14 protein-coding genes are annotated in these 20,291 nt (G+C 38.3%); 8 read left to right on the top strand and 6 right to left on the bottom strand.

All coding sequences use genetic code 11. The features are described 5' to 3' along the window. Nucleotides 1-449: 449 nt before the first annotated feature. A complete protein-coding gene (locus tag A8L44_RS14935; protein WP_066108084.1) occupies nucleotides 450-2,084 on the top strand; it encodes a SulP family inorganic anion transporter in 1,635 nt (544 codons plus the stop codon). A gap of 54 nt (nucleotides 2,085-2,138) precedes the next feature. Here A8L44_RS14935 and A8L44_RS14930 read toward each other — a convergent pair whose 3' ends face one another. Together A8L44_RS14930 and A8L44_RS14925 are read right to left on the bottom strand one after the other, a co-directional pair. Beyond that, the gene (locus A8L44_RS14930) at nucleotides 2,139-2,651 is read right to left on the bottom strand and encodes a GNAT family N-acetyltransferase (RefSeq protein ID WP_077248170.1); all 513 of its coding nucleotides are present in this window, start codon (nucleotides 2,649-2,651) and stop codon (nucleotides 2,139-2,141) included. Between the two features lie 5 nt (nucleotides 2,652-2,656). Continuing rightward, nucleotides 2,657-3,589 carry an aldo/keto reductase gene (locus A8L44_RS14925; protein WP_066108081.1) on the bottom strand — a complete coding sequence of 311 codons (933 nt, stop codon included), beginning with the start codon at nucleotides 3,587-3,589 and terminating at the stop codon, nucleotides 2,657-2,659. Nucleotides 3,590-4,051: 462 nt separating this feature from the next. Between A8L44_RS14925 and A8L44_RS14920 the strand changes: the two genes are divergently transcribed. The 3 genes from A8L44_RS14920 (at nucleotide 4,052) to A8L44_RS14910 (ending at nucleotide 7,588) form a co-directional block, all read left to right on the top strand. Continuing rightward, complete coding sequence (locus A8L44_RS14920) at nucleotides 4,052-5,158, top strand: NADH-dependent flavin oxidoreductase (protein WP_066108078.1); 1,107 nt, start codon at nucleotides 4,052-4,054, stop codon at nucleotides 5,156-5,158. Nucleotides 5,159-5,496: 338 nt separating this feature from the next. After that, a complete protein-coding gene (locus A8L44_RS14915; RefSeq protein ID WP_066108075.1) occupies nucleotides 5,497-6,606 on the top strand; it encodes an NAD(P)/FAD-dependent oxidoreductase in 1,110 nt (369 codons plus the stop codon). 220 nt (nucleotides 6,607-6,826) lie between these two features. Further along, complete coding sequence (locus tag A8L44_RS14910; protein WP_066108072.1) at nucleotides 6,827-7,588, top strand: SAM-dependent methyltransferase; 762 nt, start codon at nucleotides 6,827-6,829, stop codon at nucleotides 7,586-7,588. 58 nt (nucleotides 7,589-7,646) lie between these two features. Here A8L44_RS14910 and A8L44_RS14905 read toward each other — a convergent pair whose 3' ends face one another. After that, nucleotides 7,647-8,831: a M20 metallopeptidase family protein gene (locus A8L44_RS14905; protein WP_066108069.1), complete on the bottom strand. Its 1,185-nt coding sequence runs from the start codon at nucleotides 8,829-8,831 to the stop codon at nucleotides 7,647-7,649. A 257-nt stretch (nucleotides 8,832-9,088) separates the two neighbouring features. Further along, complete coding sequence (locus A8L44_RS14900; protein ID WP_066108066.1) at nucleotides 9,089-9,829, bottom strand: MerR family transcriptional regulator; 741 nt, start codon at nucleotides 9,827-9,829, stop codon at nucleotides 9,089-9,091. Nucleotides 9,830-9,916: 87 nt separating this feature from the next. Here A8L44_RS14900 and A8L44_RS14895 point away from each other — a divergent pair, with 87 nt between their 5' ends. Both A8L44_RS14895 and A8L44_RS14890 read left to right on the top strand, forming a co-directional pair. After that, nucleotides 9,917-10,612 carry a CPBP family intramembrane glutamic endopeptidase gene (locus tag A8L44_RS14895; RefSeq protein WP_066108063.1) on the top strand — a complete coding sequence of 232 codons (696 nt, stop codon included), beginning with the start codon at nucleotides 9,917-9,919 and terminating at the stop codon, nucleotides 10,610-10,612. Between the two features lie 250 nt (nucleotides 10,613-10,862). Continuing rightward, on the top strand, nucleotides 10,863-11,372 hold the full coding sequence (locus A8L44_RS14890) for a GNAT family N-acetyltransferase (RefSeq protein WP_066108060.1): 510 nt from the start codon (nucleotides 10,863-10,865) through the stop codon (nucleotides 11,370-11,372). A gap of 143 nt (nucleotides 11,373-11,515) precedes the next feature. On the opposite strand, the gene A8L44_RS14885 is transcribed toward A8L44_RS14890, so the two are convergent. After that, entirely contained in the window at nucleotides 11,516-15,922 is a 4,407-nt protein-coding gene (locus tag A8L44_RS14885) for a S8 family peptidase (RefSeq protein ID WP_175354308.1), read from the bottom strand. Between the two features lie 937 nt (nucleotides 15,923-16,859). On the opposite strand from A8L44_RS14885, the gene A8L44_RS14880 reads away from it, so the two are divergent. Next, nucleotides 16,860-17,552, top strand: coding sequence for a GntR family transcriptional regulator (locus A8L44_RS14880; protein ID WP_066108055.1), 693 nt, complete (start codon nucleotides 16,860-16,862; stop codon nucleotides 17,550-17,552). A 383-nt stretch (nucleotides 17,553-17,935) separates the two neighbouring features. Next, nucleotides 17,936-19,288: a branched-chain amino acid transport system II carrier protein gene (brnQ, locus tag A8L44_RS14875; RefSeq protein WP_373925501.1), complete on the top strand. Its 1,353-nt coding sequence runs from the start codon at nucleotides 17,936-17,938 to the stop codon at nucleotides 19,286-19,288. Nucleotides 19,289-19,392: 104 nt separating this feature from the next. On the opposite strand, the gene A8L44_RS14870 is transcribed toward brnQ, so the two are convergent. Continuing rightward, nucleotides 19,393-20,145, bottom strand: a complete 753-nt coding sequence (locus A8L44_RS14870; RefSeq protein WP_066108052.1) for a DUF975 family protein — start codon at nucleotides 20,143-20,145, stop codon at nucleotides 19,393-19,395. Between the last annotated feature and the right edge of the window lie 146 nt (nucleotides 20,146-20,291).

The following is a 20,291-nucleotide window of genomic DNA, read 5'->3' as shown; positions in this document are numbered from 1 at the left end:
AGCTGTTTCAGCACTTTGTTCGATGAAGAAAATTCACTTTTAACATAGAACAGTGAACCTAAGTTTAAATATATCCAGATAAATCTAATTGATAATAAACTCCAGAAGAAACGATGGCCAATTTGCCATTTGAAGACTTTTTTATACAGAGTAACTCACTCTTTCTAATGGGATTAAAAATTATTTCTACAATATTTTACAGTTTAATTATAGGTTATTTTGTAAACTTTTGGATTTATTTATATATCCTAAATGGAGTGCTGTATAGAAGTTACGATATAGTATTCTCTAAATTTTTTGGGAATAAATATACGTTAATATTCGATATATACCATTTTCTTTTATACTAGGTGAATTTGGAATTGATTGTTAATAGAATTCATTATCTGAGGTCAGTATAATAATAAGGTTGCGATTATTATCATATTATTATGGAGAGAAGAATCAGCATGCTTAAACAATATATTCACGATTTGCATAATGAATTTGCCGGCTATAATTCTGAAAAGCTACGCAAAGATATTATGGCTGGTATTACAGTAACCGCTGTTGCACTTCCTTTATCTCTAGCGTTCGGGGTGAGCAGTGGGGCGGATGCGGCTGCTGGATTAATTACAGCGATTCTTGCAGGATTAATTATCAGTATGCTATCAGGCGCGTCCTATCAAATATCAGGACCAACGGGAGCGATGTCTGCTATATTGATTGCTGTTGTTGCCCAGTATGGACTTGATGGAGTATTTATTGCCTGTTTGCTGGCGGGTATCCTACTGGTGATTGCCGGTCTACTGAAATTTGGCCGTGTCGTTTCTATCATACCGATGCCAGTTATAACGGGGTTTACATCAGGAATTGCTATCATTATAGCGATGGGACAAGTAGATAACTTTTTTGGAGTCGAATCGAGCGGAGAGAATCCAATTGCCCAAATCATGTCTTATATAGAGAATGGTTTTAATCCTGATTTTGCTACATTATTAATTGGTATTATAACAGTTGTCACGATGATTGTATGGCCGAAAAAATGGAACGCCATAATCCCGTCATCCTTAGCAGCCTTACTGATTGTTTTAATTATTAATACCGTTTTAAAATTACCGGTTGCGGTCGTGGGAGATATACCGAAAACATTTTTTCCGGAAAATCGACTGGTATTTAGTGATTTATCCCTCGCTAAAATAGAAGCCTTGATATGGCCGGCAATCAGTATTGCGGCATTAGGAATGATTGAAAGTTTATTATGCGGAGCATCTGCCGGTCGCATGGTTGGAGAAAAAATGAATGGGGATCGGGAACTAGTTGCACAGGGAATTGGGAACATGATTATCCCATTTTTTGGCGGTGTTCCGGCTACTGCTGCGATTGCCCGTACGAGTGTAGCGATTAAAGCTGGTATGGTAACAAGATTGACGGGGATTTTCCATGCGATTGGTTTGCTTTTGTCAATGTTTCTCCTCAGCCCAATTATGTCGAGTATACCGATGTCTGCATTAGCAGGTATTTTGATTGTGACGGCATGGCGGATGAATGAATGGGAAAGTATTCATTATATCTTTTCTCACAAATTCAAAGGCGCTATCTTTAAATTTTTGCTAACATTGCTAGCTACTGTTGTGTTTGATTTAACGGTTGCCATTGTTGCAGGAATTGTCCTTTCAGCCATATTGTTTGTTATTAACAGTGCCGACGTAGAAATGAATGTCAGTAAAGTTGATATCGAAAAATTGGAAGGAAAAGGGATAAAATCAAATCAGACATACGAAGATATTCGGGTAGTTTATCTCACCGGTCCTATATTCTTTGCAACGGTGAGCTCTTTGACTGAGCGCCTTGAAGACATTAATCAAGGAGTTATGATCCTTTCTATGCGTGGAGTATCCTCCATTGACGGTTCAGGAGTACAAGCTATGGTGGAATTCTGTGAATTAAAGAAACAAGAAGGTGTAAAAATCATCTTTAGCGGAGTACAGCGGAGAGTTCTTAGCAGATTTGAAAGAGGTGGTATTCTGGATGTTGTTGGAGAAGACAATATATTCTGGAGTACTGACCAGGCGCTTGCAAAAATTAATCAAATACAAGGTTAATATAAAGATGGAAGGAGAGTGCCGAGTAGGCTACTCTCCTTTTTTTGATGCAAGCTAAGATAGCTTTTTACCTAATATTAGATACCGTTCTTTTGTCTTTTCATTAGGGAAGAAGGAATCATCAATGACAATCCATCCTTTTCTAACATATAGATTCCGTGCAGCCAGATTGGATTGTTGGGTTGTTAATATAGTTGTATCAAAAGGTATGTCTTTCATTAGGGAATCATGTAATAGTGATCCGACTCCTTTTTGGCGCACGGATGGATGAACACATAATTCAACGAACTCAAAACAATTTGCCAGCCATTCATTGGATAAGTCGGATTTCAAATGGCTTGTCAATAGTTCGCGATAATATTGGCCTGATAGAGAAGTATAACCATAGGCAAATCCAACAGGCATTTCCTCTTCATCCAAGCATACATATCCTCTGAAACCTTCATAGTCCATGTGTCGGTTGAATTGTTCTGTACCATCGGTATTACTATTCCATATTTGTTGATACAGAGAAACGATTGGCTTAAGCAAATCATCTGTTCGATTCCACTTTACCATTTGCATCATAATTTTTATTCAAAGATTGAACTGATCTGTTGGATTTCTTCATGGGATAACATAACTTCCAATGTTTTAAGATTATCAACGACTTGTTCCGGCTGTTTTGCGCCAGGGATAACAACATCAATTGAATCCTGCGCCAAGTACCATGCCAGGACAAGATGAGCGATTTCAACGTCTTTAGCTTTCGAAATCTTGCGTAGTTGTTCTACTTTTTTTAGGTTTTGCTCAAATAGTTCTCCCTGAAATAATGGATTACGAGAACGTCCGTCACTAAAAGTAGAATGCTTTGTGAATTTTCCAGTTAAAAGACCGGAAGCCAGCGGGAAGTACGGAACAAAGGATATATTGTGTTGGGCGGTATAGGGGAGAAGCTCTTTTTCAGCATCTCTTTTAAATAAATTGTATTCAGATTGGATTACATCAACGTATCCATCCTTATTGGCCTCTTTTAATTGCTCCAACGAAAAATTGGATACTCCGATTGCACGTATTTTCCCGGCATCTTTTAATTCCTTTAAGGCGCCGACTGCTTCATCCTTTGGTGTATTCTGATCTGGGAAATGAATGTAGAAGACATCTATATAATCTGTACGTAAACGCATTAGACTTTCTTCCACAGTTTTAATAAGGAATGCAGGGGAGTTATCAACTACAACATCATTTTCAATGAATTTATGAGCCCCCTTTGTAGCTATAACAAGGTTTTCACGATTGCCTTTTTCTTTAACAATTTCTCCAATTAATTCTTCTGACCGTTCCGGGCCATAAATATAGGCAGTATCAATAAAATTCACGCCATAATCGATGGCAGTCCGTACGATTTCCCGTCCTGTTTCCTCATCGAGATTTGGGTAGATATTGTGGCCTCCAACTGCATTAGTTCCAAGACCTATCGGATTTACAAGTAAGTCTGTTTTACCTAGCTGAATTTTGTTATTCATAAAAAAACCCCCTTAACATGTAATGATTCAATCATAGCAAAGGTAAGGAAGTATATGGAAATGATAGGGTTTAGAAATAGATAAATAGCTAAAGGCCCTAAGAGATAATCTTAGGGCCTTTATGCAAGAGGGGGGATTTATGTTCTATGGCTTTTATGATGTGTTCTACCATTAGTATAATTCAAATGATAACGATTATCAATATCATTTAGATGAAAAAGATATTAAATTTATTACGAATAAGTAACTAAATTTTCGAGGGGGAATTTGAATCAATATAAAAGCAATAAATTTGGACGAATTCATAATCCGAAATCATTAACTGCTGAACCCAGCAAACCAATGATTAGCTTCTTCCATGTTTACTTGTTACAAATCATAACCTGCTTACGAATGAGCGTTATGTTTGCTACCCTTTTTGTAACTCACTAGAATAAAGGTCATACAAAGGAGGAATAGTTCATGAATGAAAAATACGCTTCTCTTTTTGAAAGCTTTACACTGCCAAATGGCGTTACGCTGAAAAACCGATTCATACTCGCTCCAATGACACATTACTCTTCTAATCCTGATGGTACGATTTCCGATCAGGAGCTTCCATATATCGCGCAGCGTTCCAAGGATATCGGCTTAGTCATCACTGCTGCAACAAATGTATCCGATAACGGAAAGGCGTTCCCAGGACAGCCATCCATTGTACGCGATACATATATAGCAGGTCTGAAGAAGTTAGCAGATACAATAAAAGGCGAAGGAGCTAAAGCAATCATCCAACTTCACCACGGTGGACGGGAATCAGGAGCAGATCTTGTACCCAATGGGGATGTAGTTGCTCCAAGCGCTGTAGAAAAAGAAGGTGCAGCTACACCACGTGCACTGGAAACTGCAGAAGTACAGCAAATCGTTGCTGATTTCGGCGAAGCAACTCGACGTGCTATCGAAGCTGGTTTTGATGGCGTCGAAATTCATGGTGCAAATGGGTATATTATCCAACAATTCTACTCTCCATTTTCCAATCGCCGTGAAGATGAATGGGGCGAGCGCTTGCGTTTCCCCTTGGCTGTCATCGACTCAGTCAGAAGTGCTGTTGATAAACACGGCTCCAAAGACTTTATAGTTGGTTATCGTTTCTCTCCTGAGGAACCGGAAACTCCTGGATTAACGATGAAAGAAACACTTGAGCTGATTGATGCTCTAGTGGAAAAGCCATTAGATTACCTGCATGTTTCTTTAATGGACTTCCATTCCACAGCTCGCCGCGGTGCGGATGCGAGCGCCAAACGCATTGATTTGATCCAGGAACGCATCAATAATAGAATGCCTCTTATCGGTGTTGGATCCTTGTACTCTGCCGAAGACGTGGCTGCAGCCAAAGATACGGGAGTACCATTGATTGCCATGGGACGTGAATTGTTAATCGACCCGGAATTCGTTACAAAGCTCAAAGAAGGACGCGAAGACGAAATCATCCGCCTAATTGATCCTGCCCGTGAAGATCATCACGGCCTTCCGGATCCGCTTTGGAACATCATCCTGCAGACAAAAGGCTGGGTTCCGACAAAAGAATAGCAGGAGATAGCCAATAAAGGGAAAATTCAGCATTGGTACTTATGCCATAAAGAGATTTTGAGTATAAACAGATAGAAGGATTGCTTTTAAAAACCTCTTATATGAGAGGTTTTTTGTAGGCTTTTTTTCTGCTAATTCATGATTTATTTTATTGATTGAGTGAGCTGCAACTAACCTGTCACTTCTCAAATTCAAAGTAAGTCTATCCTCATCAATGTGGTCCGTCTTGAGAATGTTCAGGTCACTTTTACTGCGTCCCATTCACTCATAAAACTGAGAAAAGGCCGATTGTGCTATGGTATATTGTAGTTAAATGAAGAAAAGGATGTTCGGTATATATGCATATAACAATAATTGGATCAGGTATAGCAGGTTCGGTTACCGCATATAAGCTTGCCAAGGCGGGCTTACAGGTAACTGTGATCGATCGTTTTGATAAAGGACAAGCGACAGATGCTGCAGCGGGGATCGTTTGTCCATGGCTGTCCCAGCGTCGAAATAAAGATTGGTACCAGCTGGCCAAAGGTGGTGCTCGCTATTATCCAGAAATAATTGAAGAACTTCGTCAAGATGGAGAAACTGAAACAGGTTATGCCCGTGTAGGTGCATTGAGTCTGCATGAGGATCCGAAAAAACTGGATGCGATGCTTCAACGTGCTGAAATGCGAAAAACGGATGCACCGGAGATGGGCAAGATAAGCTTTCTTAACGAAAACGAAGCAAAACGGTTATTTCCTATGCTTACTGAAGGATATGGAGCGGTACATATCAGCGGTGCTGCGCGCGTTGATGGACGGGCTTTACGAAATGCCTTGCAAAGGGCAGCTAGGAAATACAATGCACGATTCGTATCAGCCGAAGCACAGCTTTCTATGAAAGCAGAACGAATCGTTGTGACAGCTGGCAATGAAGAATGGATGCCTGACCAGGTCGTAGTTACTGCTGGGGCTTGGGCAGGTCAATTATTAGAACCCTTAGGATATCAGATGCAAGTCAGCTTTCAGAAAGCGCAGATTTGTCATTTACAGCTGCACAATATTGACACACATGATTGGCCGGTAATTATTCCGCCTAACGATCAATACCTGCTTGCTTTTCCAGATGGAAGGATAATAGCTGGTGCTACGCACGAAAACGATGAAGAGATGAATACCGGGGTAACGGCAGGCGGTGTACTGGAAGTACTAACTAAAGCAACTAAGCTTGCTCCCGGTCTTGCGAATGCGGGTTTGGTCGAAACAAGGGTTGGCTTCAGGCCTTTTACGCCAGGCTTTCTTCCAGTATTCGGCCGCATGCCGCATCACTCTAATCTATATGTCATAAATGGCCTAGGGGCATCAGGTCTGACGATGGGTCCATTTATCGCTTCACAGCTCTCAAAGTTAATAGTCGGGCAAGAAACGGATATCGATATATCCGCCTATAATCCAGAAGGTGCTCTTGCTTAACAAAGGGTCCATGTTTATCATGGACCCTTTGTCATACTCAAAATAGAAAATTATTCGACTCCCAGGTGAACCATCACTTTCTGAAGCTGGCATTTTTATATAGACGAATTGTACGTTCATTAAAAGGATGCTATACTCCCTGGCTTTTACGTGCAAATGTATTTATCATTCCAAATGACTGCTAATAGTAATGTAGTCTAATATGCTGGATTGTTATAAAATGGTAATATGTGATTGGTTGATAAATTTAGAGAGGCAGGAAAAAGTAGTGGAAACTATTTATAGCCATGAAGATTTGCTGAAGATGATGGACCAATTATTAAAAGAAAAAACCAGGTTTGATTGGGATCAATTTTATTTAAATCGTGATCGGAATGTACCTTTTTTTTCTAATCAGCCTGATGAAAACTTGGTAGAGTATTTCGATAAGGGCTTGTTTGTTCCAGGGAGTAAAGTATTGGAGTTGGGATGTGGTCCCGGGAGAAATGCAGTCTTTTTTGCTGAAAAAGGTTGTCATGTTGATGCCGTAGATTCATCTGAAGAAAGTTTGAAATGGGGAAAAGAGCGGGCTAAAGAGAGTGGATTAACAATTAACTTTATACATAAAAATATATTTGAATTAGCTATTGATGAAGGAAGCTATGATATTGTGTTTGATTCAGGATGCTTTCATCATATAGCACCTCATCGGAGGGGTACCTATAATAATTTAGTTAAAAGAGCACTAAAAACAGATGGCTTGTTCGGCATTACGTGTTTTCTTGAAAATGGGAAGTATGGCGGATCAGATATAACCGATTGGGATGTGTATAGATTTTGGAGCCTAAAGGGAGGTTTGGGGTTTACAGATCAAAAATTAAGAGACATATTTAAGGATCTGAAGGAAATCGAAATAAGAAACATGAGACAAACAGATTCAATGAATGGTGTATTTGCTGAGGAAGGTTTTTTAACAGCTATATTTAAATATTATAAAATATAATAGATTTAAAAGAGTGTGGCATCGTTTAAAGAACTTTGCCACACTCTTACTGCGTTCTCTATTGATGCGCTTTTAACCACATCATTGCCGTATAAGCATGCATGGCGGCACCGGTTGGTAGGATATCTTCATTAAAAACTACCTGTGGATGGTGCATGGGAAGTCCATAATGAGGGTCCTCTTCTTTTGTGCCGGCTCCCAGCAAAAAATAAACGGTAGGTACTTCATAACAGTACGAAGCGAAATCTTCAGAACCCATGCCTCCGCCTTCAAAAGAGATGACAGATTGTTTACCGACTACATCACTCACATAAGAGGACAATTGATTGGCCAAGTCTTTATCATTCGTTAAGGGCGGAACAGATGCAACAATCTCTATTTTAGCTTCACCTCTAAACATTTCAGCTGTTGATGTTACTATTTTCTCCATCCTTTTGTAAATGAAATCTCCTAAATCCACATTTAAGTAACGAATCGTACCTTCTAAGATGGCTTGGTCAGGGATTACATTATGTGTACTTCCTGCCTGAAACTTTCCAATCGTGATAACCACCGATTCGGTTGCTGAGATTTCTCTTGCTATGATTTCATGGATGGAGGTATAGATATGCGCTGCAATATTAATTGGGTCAACGCCGGTTTCAGGCATGGCTCCGTGACACCCGACACCTTTAACAGTAATTCTAAAGATTGTACAACCTGCGATTGCGGTTCCAAGCCCATATAATACCGTATTAGTTGGTGTACCGGAATGTACATGTAAGGCCATTGCTGCATCCACTTTTGGATTCTCCAAAACGCCCGACTTCAACATTAATTTTGCGCCCTTGAAGCCTTCTTCATTTGGCTGAAATACGAGCTTAACGGATCCTTCTAGTTCGTTCTCATATTGTTTTAATAATTTGGCAGCTCCTAGTAGCATAGTTGTGTGCATATCATGCCCACAGGCGTGCATATTTCCATTTGTTGCTTTAAACGGGTAATCTGTCTCCTCTTTAATCGGCAGAGCATCCATATCAGCCCGCAAAAGAAATGTTTTTTTTGCATCAGGTTTCCCTGCCAGTGCTACAATCCCACTTTCACAGATTTCTTTTGGTTCATAGCCAAATTCCTTTAACTTCTCCATTACGTATTTCGTGGTTTGAGGAAGATGGTCGCCTACTTCAGGATTTTGATGAATTTCTCTTCTATATTTGATTAATTCCTCTTTCATAGCCCGTGCATTTTCTAAGAATTGATTCATACATACCTCCTGCATGCCTTCATAGTTTGTTTCTTCGTATTTTGTGCATTGCAGGCAGTTTATATTACCGTTCTTCAATATAAATTGGAATAAAGTTCATAAATTTAGTAAAGGGGTTAAGAAAATAAATAGAGATCTAAAGAGTCTCTAGATTTGATTAACTTTATATATAAAAGCCGAAAATAACATAGATTAATTATCAGCATAGCAAATAGAGTTTACTCTAAGCCTTGAATAAACAAGCGAGGGAGACAAATCTAATGGCTAGTCTCTAAATCTGTTAAATAAGCAATGCATCGTTCTGCAAATTCTAGTACATGATTAGGAATTGGGTATAAGCCTGTTTCTTCTGCGGGTTTTTTTCTGATTTCCCAAAACTGATTCATTAATTCCTCATTCCCTTGAAATGTATCATTTGATAGTTTAATTAAATCAGAAGCAATTTGGGCTCCTATTTCAGATTCGGGTTTAACTTTGTTTTGAATACAATACTCAATTTGTTTTAGTAAGAACATATACTGTTGCGTTGTTTTATCATTGCTGCTTAGATTTGGTATGGATTTCTGTAAAAGTAGCTTTTCATCCTGATGGAAGTAATCAATCCATTTTTTTGAGTTATTTTGTGAATTTTGAACCAGTTTTAAAACATCTTCCCATGATAAGGATTCTTGCAGCTCGCTCATATTAATTAATGATGTAGTATTAGAAATGCTTGTTTGAATATTCGTGAGTTGATCTTGTAGATAATTGTAGTGTGAGATGAGAATTTGTTGGAAGGATAGACTGTCTAATATATCGCGAATAGTTTCTAACGGAAGTGAAAGGGATTTGAGAATAATGATTTTTTCAAGTTTGAATAAATCATCTTCTGAATAAGATCTCCTCCCGTTATCTGCTTTATAACTAGGGGTAAGCAAATTAATCTGATCATAATAACGCAGGGTGCGAACGGATATATTTCGCTGCTTAGCTACCTCTCCTGTCGTCCATTGTTTCATTTCATTTCCTCCTGAAAAAAACTTGCAGGTGACGTAACGTCATCTAATATAGTTGGATTATACCATATATAGGGAGAGGGCTATCGGATGAAAATGAACTGGAAAGAACAAGATGATTGGGGGCTAAAGGAATTCATATTATTAATCCTTTTGGAATTTGTGTTTGTAATTGGTTTTGTGAAATTGATATTTAAACCAATTATTACCAATTGGCTCGAGAATGATTTATATTCAGGGACATTAATTGGACTAATAATAGCCATTATTTTAATTTCAGGTGTTTATTATATTGCTCTTAATCCGAAAAAATTATCTTGGAACGAGGTAGGGATAAAATCATTTAATGTGAAAGTTTGGAAGCTTATTATTCTGTATTCAACTATTTTATTAGTTGGTTCGGTGATTATAATCTTGTTTACTAGTCTTATAGGTAATTCGTGGGAGAATAACAAAACAGAGGCTTTACAGCAAAATGTAACTTTATTCACCTTTTTAATTGCTTTTATCTCCGCAGCTATTATATCTCCAATATATGAAGAAATCTTTTATCGAGGATTTTTATATCGCTGGCTGCGTACACGGATAGGATTTGTTGGAGCCATTTTACTTAGTTCAATCATTTTTACGATCGTACATATTCCGACCTATAATGTGATGCCAGTAAATTTCTTCAGTGGTATCATTTTTGCGCTGGCATATGAACGAACTAATTCAATTTGGCCAGCGGTTATCATTCACGGTTTGACTAATGGGATTATGGTTCTGCTGACAAGCTTCAGTTAAGGAGGTTGCTCCCGAGAGTTGAAAGATACCGTGTAATTATCCAGGTTTCCAAAGCTGATACTATTAAGTAATGGCCATTTGAGGCGATATTGAACAATTAATTTAGATTCATAGGGATATATCAACAGGTGAGATGAATGGTATTCATTCAAAAAGGATTAATACCTTTTTATGTTGAATTATAAATGGTAGTAAAAGCTCGAATTTGTAGAGGGAATCTTCGGAACAGGGGAAATTGGAGGTGTGGAAAGTGGTTAATATTTTAAAAGCGAATGCAAGTCATGTTGAGGGGATTGCGAAAGTATGCAGTGATGGGTACTGGGCAACTTATAACGAATTACGATCTGAAGAATATATTAAGAGAGTTATAAAAGAGTTTTATAATCATGAAAGAATTCTGAAGGAAGTAAGTGAAACTGGGGTAGAATGGGGTGGCTATTTTGTTGCTGTTGAGGAGAACAAAGTCATTGGGGCAATTGGAGGCGGTATGATCGATAAGACTTCTGGGGAGGTCTTTGTCTTATATCTTAACCCCAATAGACGTAATGAAGGAATTGGGACAAGGTTATTAGATGTTCTTACAAAACAACAAAAAGAGGAATTTCATGCAACTGAGCAATGGGTATCTGTAGCAAAGGGAAATCAAAAAGGAATTCCTTTCTATGAAGCAAGAGGATTCATTTTCAATAATGAACAAAGAGGATACGGAAATACCAAGGAAGAAAACTATATCTCATTAAGATATGTTCGTAAGATATAACTGTAATTTTTGATGAAAAGGGAAGAATGTATATGAAAAATAAGATTGTGTTTTATATCTTAATCATCAGTTTAAGTATAAACTATTTTAGAACTGCTCAAAAAAGAAAAGCACAAGTGCATCGGCACTTGTGCTTTAATCGTTTACTGCGGAGCGTTAATATATAATAATCCTTCCGCTCTTTCAATCGTTTTATTGCCATAGTCATCTTCTGCGGTTACTTGAACGGCTGCCCCGTTTGCTTTGATATTTTTAGTGGCAGTATAGTAGCCGACATAGTGTCCTTCCGATGTCTCACGCATTGGAAGCTCAAGTGCATTTGAGACGCCAAGGTTTGTGACTGGAGCAAGGATTGAGAAGGTAGCGTCTAGCCCAGGTTCACTATCAAATTCGATTTTGACAGAATCGCCGCTTTCCAATACTTTGTCCTCAGCAGGAAGTATGTTGGAAAGTTCAGGTGCCGTATAATTGGCATCAATTGTGATGATCTTTTTAATGCTGTTGCCTGCTTTATCCTTAGCTTGAACAGTAATCTCATTGATACCTTCATCAAGAAGGATACGCTTGCTGAATTTCCCGTCGCTTACAGTTGCAGTTTGACCATTTACTTTAACCCAATCCAGATTGGCATCAGCAATTGTTCCTGTAACTGTGACGGTTTCTTTATTTGTTTTAGAACCATCTGTCGGTGAAGTAATAGTCAGTTCAGGTTTATCCTGATCAAGTGTAATCGTAACTGGTTCAGATGGGTCTGTTGAACCGACATCAGTTTTTGCTTTAGCAGTCAGTGTATTTGCACCATTTTTCAACTCGACTGCAACTGAGAAGTCGCCACTTGCATTCGTTTCCGTAGTAGCAGTTTGTTCTCCATCATTGAATAAATCAATGGTTGTTTCAGGAGAAGATTTACCCTCAACTGTCACAGATTTTTTATTCGTAAATGCTCCATCTTTAGGAGAAGTGATGGATGGTACTTGTAATTCATAGTTGACGGTCGCACGGATCATGTAGTTTCCTTCAGCCTCTGGTGATTGAGACCATGCACCGCTTACACCTTGCCAGCTGCGTTTAGCATTTGGACCGTCCTCATCAGTTGCCAAGCCAGGTGCATTAGGATTTGCTTTTGTTTGTGTATAGACAATGAAGAAGTCACCTTCTACCATGATGCCGTGTTCAGCAAGGTCAACATGTGTCCAAGTGCCGTCACGTAAAGCTGTCTCGTTGAAAGGACCTGCCAATTTAGTACCAGGACCGCCGTTTGCACCACTGGCATCATAAACGGATACTTGGAATTCAGTACCGCCTGGGACTGGCCATTCCGTATCCCAGAAGCGAAGAAGCGCACCAGTTACTAGAGCTTGGTCTTCCCCTTCTTTAAGGGACATTTTAACAGCCCAGCTATTGCCTGCAGCGTTGTAGGCTCTGGCATTTTCAGCTGTTCCATCATCATACTTAATTTCACCTGCATAGCCAATGAATGGACGTAACTCAACATTTTTAACGACAGGTTCGCCAGCTTCAATGGTTACAGTTGTTTCGGAACTGTAGTAGGATGGTGCAACAAATTTTAGTGTGTAGGTACCCTCATATGCAGTAATGGAATACTCGCCATCTTCATTTGTAGTCACAGGAGTAATGGCAGCATCCTCCACAAGGTAAACTGTGGCGCCTGCAACAGGATCTCCTGTTACTTTATTTGTAATTGTACCGCTGACAGTACCTTTAGGAATTTCCTGTAGTGTAAAGTTTGCGGTAGCAACTCCATCATCTTCAACACGTACTGTTTGTGTTTGAGATTGGAATCCATATGTTTCTGCTTGAACAGTGTAATCACCTGTTGCGTGCGTTAATTCATAGGATCCATCCTGTGGGTTTGTGTAAACAGAACGGCCAGTTTCAAGAACGGTTACCTCTGCTTGAATTGGTAAAAGTAGTGGTCCCGGTTTTTCATTGCTAGGTTTTTCATTTTTTGAACTATCTTTTTCAGATATTGGTTTGATTTTTGCTGCGTCTACTTTTTCTTTTGCTGCTTTTTTGTCGTCTTTAGGGTCTTTAGCTTTTGTATCTTTGATTTTAGTATCAGTAGCTTTTGTATCTTTCTTCACACCATGTTTAGCTTTTGACGAAGGTTGGATAGGAGTTGCCGATAATTTGACATCATCCAAATACCATCCAGCTTTCTGGACAGATCCATCAGTTGTAACATTGAAGGAAATATAGATACGTTGTCCTGCATATTCGCTTAAGTTGACTTCGCCATCAATCCAACCATCGGATGTTTGGTTGAAACGAGCTGCCTGTGTCCAGTTGGTACCATCAGTAGAAATAAATACATGCCCAAAGTCATAGTTTCTTTCTAAATCAAACCATTGTTTGAACTGTAAGTAGCTGGCTCCTTCAGGAAGATCAATTGGTGGCATTTCCAGGCTCATATTAGAGCTGTTTGCATAGTTTCCTGTCAGGTTAGTTGCATATACCTTTTCACCAGAGAATGCAGCGCCAGGGCCTGTTGTTGGTACTCCCCATTCCCATGAATTATTTGTACCGTAAGATGTCCATCCGATTGGGTTTTGTTCAAAATCTGTTTCATAGCCAACTGTAATACCCGGAAGTAATTCTACTGGATAAACAGCTGTTTCTTTTGAATTGCCTCCAAAGTCATATGCGATAAATTGGTATTCTGTTGAATCACCGGTTAAATCAGCACCAGGTATGGTTGCTTCGTATTCACCGGATTTATAATCTCCGCTTACACGTTCCGCAGCGACTTCAGTCCAGCTGCCATCTGCTTTTTTATATTTCAAAACGACAGATGTTACGGATACATCGTCCGTAGCGCTTGCGCTAAGAGGAAGGTCCATTTCTTTATAAGAAGTAGTCACAGGCTCTGTTTCAATTTCAGGTGCTTGAGTATCATCACCATCCTTGGAGACAGTTCCTTTAATTTTTCCTAAACCACTAACAACTGAAGAGACAGCATCAAAAGCATTTACCAAACCGTGACCATATCCATAGTTAGGTGACTCTGGATAAGCGCTGTCAGTTAATGGTGTTGCTGTTAATTCCATAATCTCTTCCATTTGATCAACCGTTAAGCTTGAATCAGCTTGTCTAAGCAGGGCAACTACTGCAGACACATGAGGCCCGGCCATTGATGTTCCATTATAGGAAGCATAACCGTTTCCAGGTATAGCTGAGCGAATATTTACACCTGGTGCTGCTATATTTGGTTTTATGACGCCTTCATATGGAGAAGGTCCCCTTGAAGAAAAGCTTGCCAAAGCATTATTGAGATCTGTTGCGGCAGTTGCATAAGATTCAGGATAATTGGATGGAGCATTTACAGTTCCTGCTCCTGGTCCGCTATTTCCTGCAGAAAATTCAGGAAAGATATCTGCATTTTTCCATGCTTGAACCATCGGACGGTACCATTCATTTAATCCTGCTGCGCCACCCCATGAGTTGTTTACGACATCAGGTGCATATTCAGGATGTGGAGTACCATTCGCGTCCTTAGGCGCTAAAACGTACTCACCGGCTTCTAGTAAATCAGCTTGAGTCCCACTGCCAGCTGCATTTAATGCTTTAACAGCAATGAATTTAGCGCCAGGGGCTACACCAATCTGGTTAGCACCATTTGGTTCTGATCCAACCATTGTTCCAATTGTATGGGTACCATGACCGTTATCGTCAAATGCTGATGAGCTGTTTGTAGAAGTAGCGTCAAACCAGCTGAATTCATGGTTCGGGTTGTCCGGATCAGCCGGGTTGTACCCACGGTATTTTGTCTTTAGGGTAGGATGATCCCATTGCACACCAGTATCTATGCTGGCAATGACTGTTCCAGCTCCATCTATTCCCATTGCCCATGTTTGAGGAGCGCTGATTTTATCAATATTCCATTCAATTGAGGAGGCTTCTGCCTTTGTCTCTATTTTGGACGGTTTCTCTTTAATATTAGACTCGATTAATGGCTTTTCAGCTTTGGATTGTTTAACGGGTTCTATAAGGTGTACAGTTTCATTCGGTGAAATTTTTTCTACTTCAGGAAATGCGGCAATTTGTTCCATGACTTCTTTTGTAGCTGTTACAGCCATCCCATTAACGATGTAGAAGGATTGAATATCTTCAGCATTACCGGCTTTTTCTTGTTTTTCTAAATAGTTTTTTAGCTCATGCTGAGTTTCTTCAGCAGTTGCGCGAAGATTTGTAACGATGGAAGATCGTTTAGTCAAGGTCGTCTTGGCTGATGAAAGCTTTTGTTTTTTCGCAGTAGCAGTAGCTTCTTTTGCTACCTTGGCAGTGTCGACCTGCTCTTTAAGTTTAATTAAGAAGGTGACTTTTTCTTCTTCCTTAAACTCATTTTGAAGATCTTTGGAGATTTTGTTACTGCTATTCTGTATAATCGTAGATTTTGCTGAACTATGGATGGATTCTGAGGAAGCAGTAGAAGATGGTGAAGACGTAAATCCTGTAGTTAAGAGCAATGATGGAATGAGCATAGATGTTAGAATGAGTGACGACAGTTTTTTTCTCTTTGTTTTCAACAAGTATTCCTCCCTATACTAGATTATTAAATTGCCAATATGCCAAGTATTTTTTCACCTCCCTGTTAAGTAATATCGAATTATGTAATCCTGCTGATATTTCTACCATAACGAATTGAAGTAAACAAATGCTGTCACTAAATGTCGCAAGTATACTATGGAAATTGAAAATGAATCATTGGATGTAGTTTGGCTACAGCTGTAGGTGTCATTCTAATTAGGAAATGATTAGAAAAGAATATACTTATACCTGATTTCATATGGAGATAGTTGTATGAAAAAGGAGGGAGGAAGAATTTTAATATACTATTATAATAAAAATAAGCCATCTGACTTATTAAGCTATTTAATTACTAGTCTTTCTTTGTCTTATTCAAAAAAAGACTGGGGATTAAGGTGGGATATTTTGTTACTTATATGAAATAAGGTGAATCCAACTCTCACCTTTATCCCAGAAAAATATTCAGAATCGGTAGTTTTAATTTATTTAGATAAAGAAATAGGCTATGTTTATTGTTGGAAGATGTCGAACTATAGCAGGATATTTAGAGGATACTGACATAACTGATGTAGAATATGGTTTATGTGCTTTTGTCTTATGCTTGTCGGAGGCCAACAGGATGTTGGTCACAAAGACGTTGCCACACGATGTGGCGTATTTAGTCTTTGTTCCTTGATGCAGTCGTTTCAGCTTTTTATTCAATCTAGCTTCAGGGCCTAGGAGCTCGGGACATAAGCAAAGCCACTGCGGGGGGAAGTACATCCCCTACGTGCCTTTGTCTTATGCTCCTCGCTCCTGACCAAGGCCCTTCAGCTTTTTTGTTTTGAATTGCTTGAAAAATTAATGAAATTTGATGATAATTAAATAAAACATGTATACTGGCTACATGCTGATGTTGGTAGAGAATATTTATACGCTTTATATAAGGGAGAAATCATGATGTTAACAGTGACACCCAAATTACCTGGAGAAAATAATAAACATTATTCGTACAGAATTATTAAGAATGGCATTATGTCTCTAGAATTAAAACCAGGACAAGCAATCAGTGAAATTGAGCTGGCTAATGAATTAAGGATTTCTCGTACTCCAATCAGGGAGGTAATCGGAAAATTAAAAGAGGAACATTTGGTTGAAGTATGGCCGCAGGTCGGTTCATACATATCAAAAATTGATTATAAATTGGTTAAAGAGGCGGCCTTTATGCGCTCTGTACTAGAAAAAGAGGTTCTTAAGTTAGCCTGCGAATCTATTTCTGATGAAACATTATTAGAGTTAAAGAAAGTTATCAGTTTACAAGAAAATTTTATAGGAAAAAAAGGAATGGAAAGAACTTTTCATGAATTGGATCAGGAATTCCACTCCCTATTTTATAAAGATCAGGAAAAAGATCATATCTGGGATGCAATAAATCGGTTAAGTACACATTATAATCGAATCCGATTGCTATCTGAAATCGAATATGATTATACAGATATTATTAAACAACATAAAAACATTATTGATATTATTGAAAATAAAAAAGTTGATCAAATAGATGAGGCTGTTAGTCACCATATATTAGGACCAGAGAAATATTGGAATAGTTTGCTGGAACCGGATAGCCAATATGCTGAATACTTTGTAGAATAATCTCATATGTCCTTATCATCAATGGTATATTGGATTATTCGATCAGCCCTTATTCATGGAATAAGGGTTTTTACTGTTTAAAAGGGTAATATAAACTTAAATTGGATGTATGTACGTTTTCCCCCCTTTAAATATAATAGATTGATAAAATTTACCGTTACTTTAGTTTCTCTAATACCCTTGCAAATATAGAGGACAGTTACTATAATCACCGATATAGGAAAAACGGTGAATGTTAGAAGAAAAGTGGGAAAGTTGAGAAATAGGGCGAAATGTCTGAATAATCTTGACAAATGTGTTAAAATGGGTAATGTTATATTAAAAGATGTTAGAATTATTAGAAAATTTAAAATGTTCAACCAGATAGAAACGGAGGGTTTTAATTGGGTAATATGAAGAGTAAATCTACAACACTAGCGATTGGCTTTATGCTCTTTGCCTTATTTTTTGGGGCTGGAAATCTAATATTCCCAGTATTAATGGGACAAATGTCAGGGTCAAATGTTTGGGAAGCTACATTTGGCTTCATCATAACTGGGGTGGGATTGCCTCTGTTAGGAGTATTGGCAATTGGGTATTCTGGCCAAAGCGATTTATATACGATGGCTAAACGTGTACACCCAATGTTTGCTATTATATTTACTACAGTTCTTTACTTAGCAATCGGGCCTTTATTTGCGATGCCGAGGACAGGAACGGTTTCATATGAAATTGGTGTTAAACCTTTAATCGGTGATATGAATAGCACAGTAGCAATGGCGCTTTTCACTGTAATCTTTTTTGCTATTACTTGTTTCTTTGCATTAAAACCAGGAAAAATTATAGATATAGTTGGTAAAATGTTAACACCAATATTATTATTTTTTATCGCTTTATTGATTCTAGCAGCTTTGTTTAATCCAATGGGAAGCCTGACAGCTCCGGCTGAACAATATACAGAAAACGCATTCTTTAAGGGTTTCCAGGAAGGTTACCTAACAATGGATACATTGGCATCCTTCGTATTTGGAATTATCATTATTAATGCAGTTCGTTCAACAGGGATTCATGGCAAAAAAGAAATGATGACAAGTGTTATGAAATCTGCTTTCATTGCAGCCGGTTTACTTGCGGTAATCTATGCAGGGCTAGCATATTTAGGTGCTACCGGTGTGGAAGAGATTGGTGCATTTGATAATGGGGGTGCGATATTAGCAGCAGCATCTCATTATTATTTTGGTTCTTATGGAAGATTAATTTTAGGACTTGCTGTTATTGCAGCGTGTTTAACGACTAGTATCGGTCTTGTGACGGCTTGTGCGGCCTACTTTAATACATTGGCTCCGAGATGGTCCTATAAAACATATGCTATTGTTTTATCGGTATTCAGTGCATTAGTTGCCAATGTGGGACTTGCCGACTTAGTGGCTATTTCAGTACCTGTCCTGACAGCTATTTATCCTTTGGCTATATGCTTGATTTTCCTTACATTCATGCACAATGTATTTAAAGGTTTTTCAGAAGTATATATTTGCAGTTTGGCATTAACCTTTATTGTTAGTTTGTTTGATGGTTTTAATGCAGCGGGTCTGCAAATAGAAGCAATCAATAATTTATTTGCTTATTTACCGCTTTACTCCGTGGGATTAGGATGGATTGCACCAGCCATATTGGGCGCTATTATTGGTTATCCGATTGGTATGATGAGACAGTCTGCTCCCATAATGAATGAAGTTCCAGATATGCAGAAAGACTAGTTAGTACATGTAAAGCCAGCGTGAGACACCGCTGGCTTTTATAATTTACTTTTTTACCAATAAAGAAAATAATCCCGGCTCTATGATGGAGCTGGGATTATCTTTTATTCTACACGCTTAGCAAGGTCGATATGATCGGCAGCAGAATTATGAGTAGAAGGCAGTGGATTCTGTATAAGAGATCCTTCTGATGGCTTTACATAATCATCATAGAAGACAGCTAATGAAGTAGTTATATAAGGTGCGAGGTATATAGCAATACCCAAGATTGTGATATACCCGATAATCAGGCTTGCCATGCCGCTTAAATATACTCCATCATTTACAGTATCAGCACCAATAGCAATAGATACGATTCCGATAAAAATTAATACGATAGGGATAATAAACCATGGTAAAAAAGATAGGTATAGTACAAATAAATCTTTCTTTTTACCATTCATGATTCGTCGGCTTTCTGTAATCGCTTGAAGAGCGGTTAAATCGGAACGGTCACGCAAGATAAATAAAGTCATAGAATAGGCTAACGCTTTAATGATGCCGGGTATAATTAATAAAACTGACCAGAGTAAGGTAAATAAAAAGATTAAAAAGTTTGTTAAGGCATTCCTGAAATAGTTCAATTTAAAACCATCAAATAGTGTTTCAATAGAAGGATTTTGCTGCCTCTTTATGGCTAAGTGGAACCATTGATATCCTACAGCCAATGGGCTTGATATAAAGAAAAATGCAAGAATAAAAAGAAATGATTCAGCAACTCTGCTAACAAGGAGAGTTATGAAAAAAACTCCTATCGCAATTCCCCAGTAGCCAGTTAATTTTTGTTTGGCTGTGTTTTTAATCAGTTTGATATTCATTTTACAACTCTTTCCTTCTTCCTGTGTGTTTATTACTATTTATAAGAATAATATAATCTGACTGAATTTGTAAAACTATATAAGTATTTGTAATTTTTGGATAATTAGTTGGAATTTAAAAGAGCATCAAGTATAATTGGGAGTAA

Source organism: Bacillus sp. FJAT-27986, from assembly GCF_001685035.1.
GTDB lineage: Bacteria > Bacillota > Bacilli > Bacillales > Pradoshiaceae > Pradoshia.
This window is presented reverse-complemented; position numbering and strand designations above follow the sequence as displayed.

Excerpts from the sequence above, each read along its gene's own strand:
- A8L44_RS14925 (WP_066108081.1), bottom strand. The coding sequence starts at position 3,589 with ATGAATAACAAAATTCAGCTAGGTAAAACAGACTTACTTGTAAATCCG.
- A8L44_RS14920 (WP_066108078.1), top strand. The coding sequence starts at position 4,052 with ATGAATGAAAAATACGCTTCTCTTTTTGAAAGCTTTACACTGCCAAAT.
- A8L44_RS14895 (WP_066108063.1), top strand. The coding sequence starts at position 9,917 with ATGAAAATGAACTGGAAAGAACAAGATGATTGGGGGCTAAAGGAATTC.
- A8L44_RS14905 (WP_066108069.1), bottom strand. The coding sequence starts at position 8,831 with ATGAATCAATTCTTAGAAAATGCACGGGCTATGAAAGAGGAATTAATC.
- A8L44_RS14930 (WP_077248170.1), bottom strand. The coding sequence starts at position 2,651 with ATGATGCAAATGGTAAAGTGGAATCGAACAGATGATTTGCTTAAGCCA.
- A8L44_RS14900 (WP_066108066.1), bottom strand. The coding sequence starts at position 9,829 with ATGAAACAATGGACGACAGGAGAGGTAGCTAAGCAGCGAAATATATCC.
- A8L44_RS14915 (WP_066108075.1), top strand. The coding sequence starts at position 5,497 with ATGCATATAACAATAATTGGATCAGGTATAGCAGGTTCGGTTACCGCA.
- A8L44_RS14935 (WP_066108084.1), top strand. The coding sequence starts at position 450 with ATGCTTAAACAATATATTCACGATTTGCATAATGAATTTGCCGGCTAT.
- A8L44_RS14880 (WP_066108055.1), top strand. The coding sequence starts at position 16,860 with ATGTTAACAGTGACACCCAAATTACCTGGAGAAAATAATAAACATTAT.
- A8L44_RS14910 (WP_066108072.1), top strand. The coding sequence starts at position 6,827 with ATGGTAATATGTGATTGGTTGATAAATTTAGAGAGGCAGGAAAAAGTA.
- A8L44_RS14870 (WP_066108052.1), bottom strand. The coding sequence starts at position 20,145 with ATGAATATCAAACTGATTAAAAACACAGCCAAACAAAAATTAACTGGC.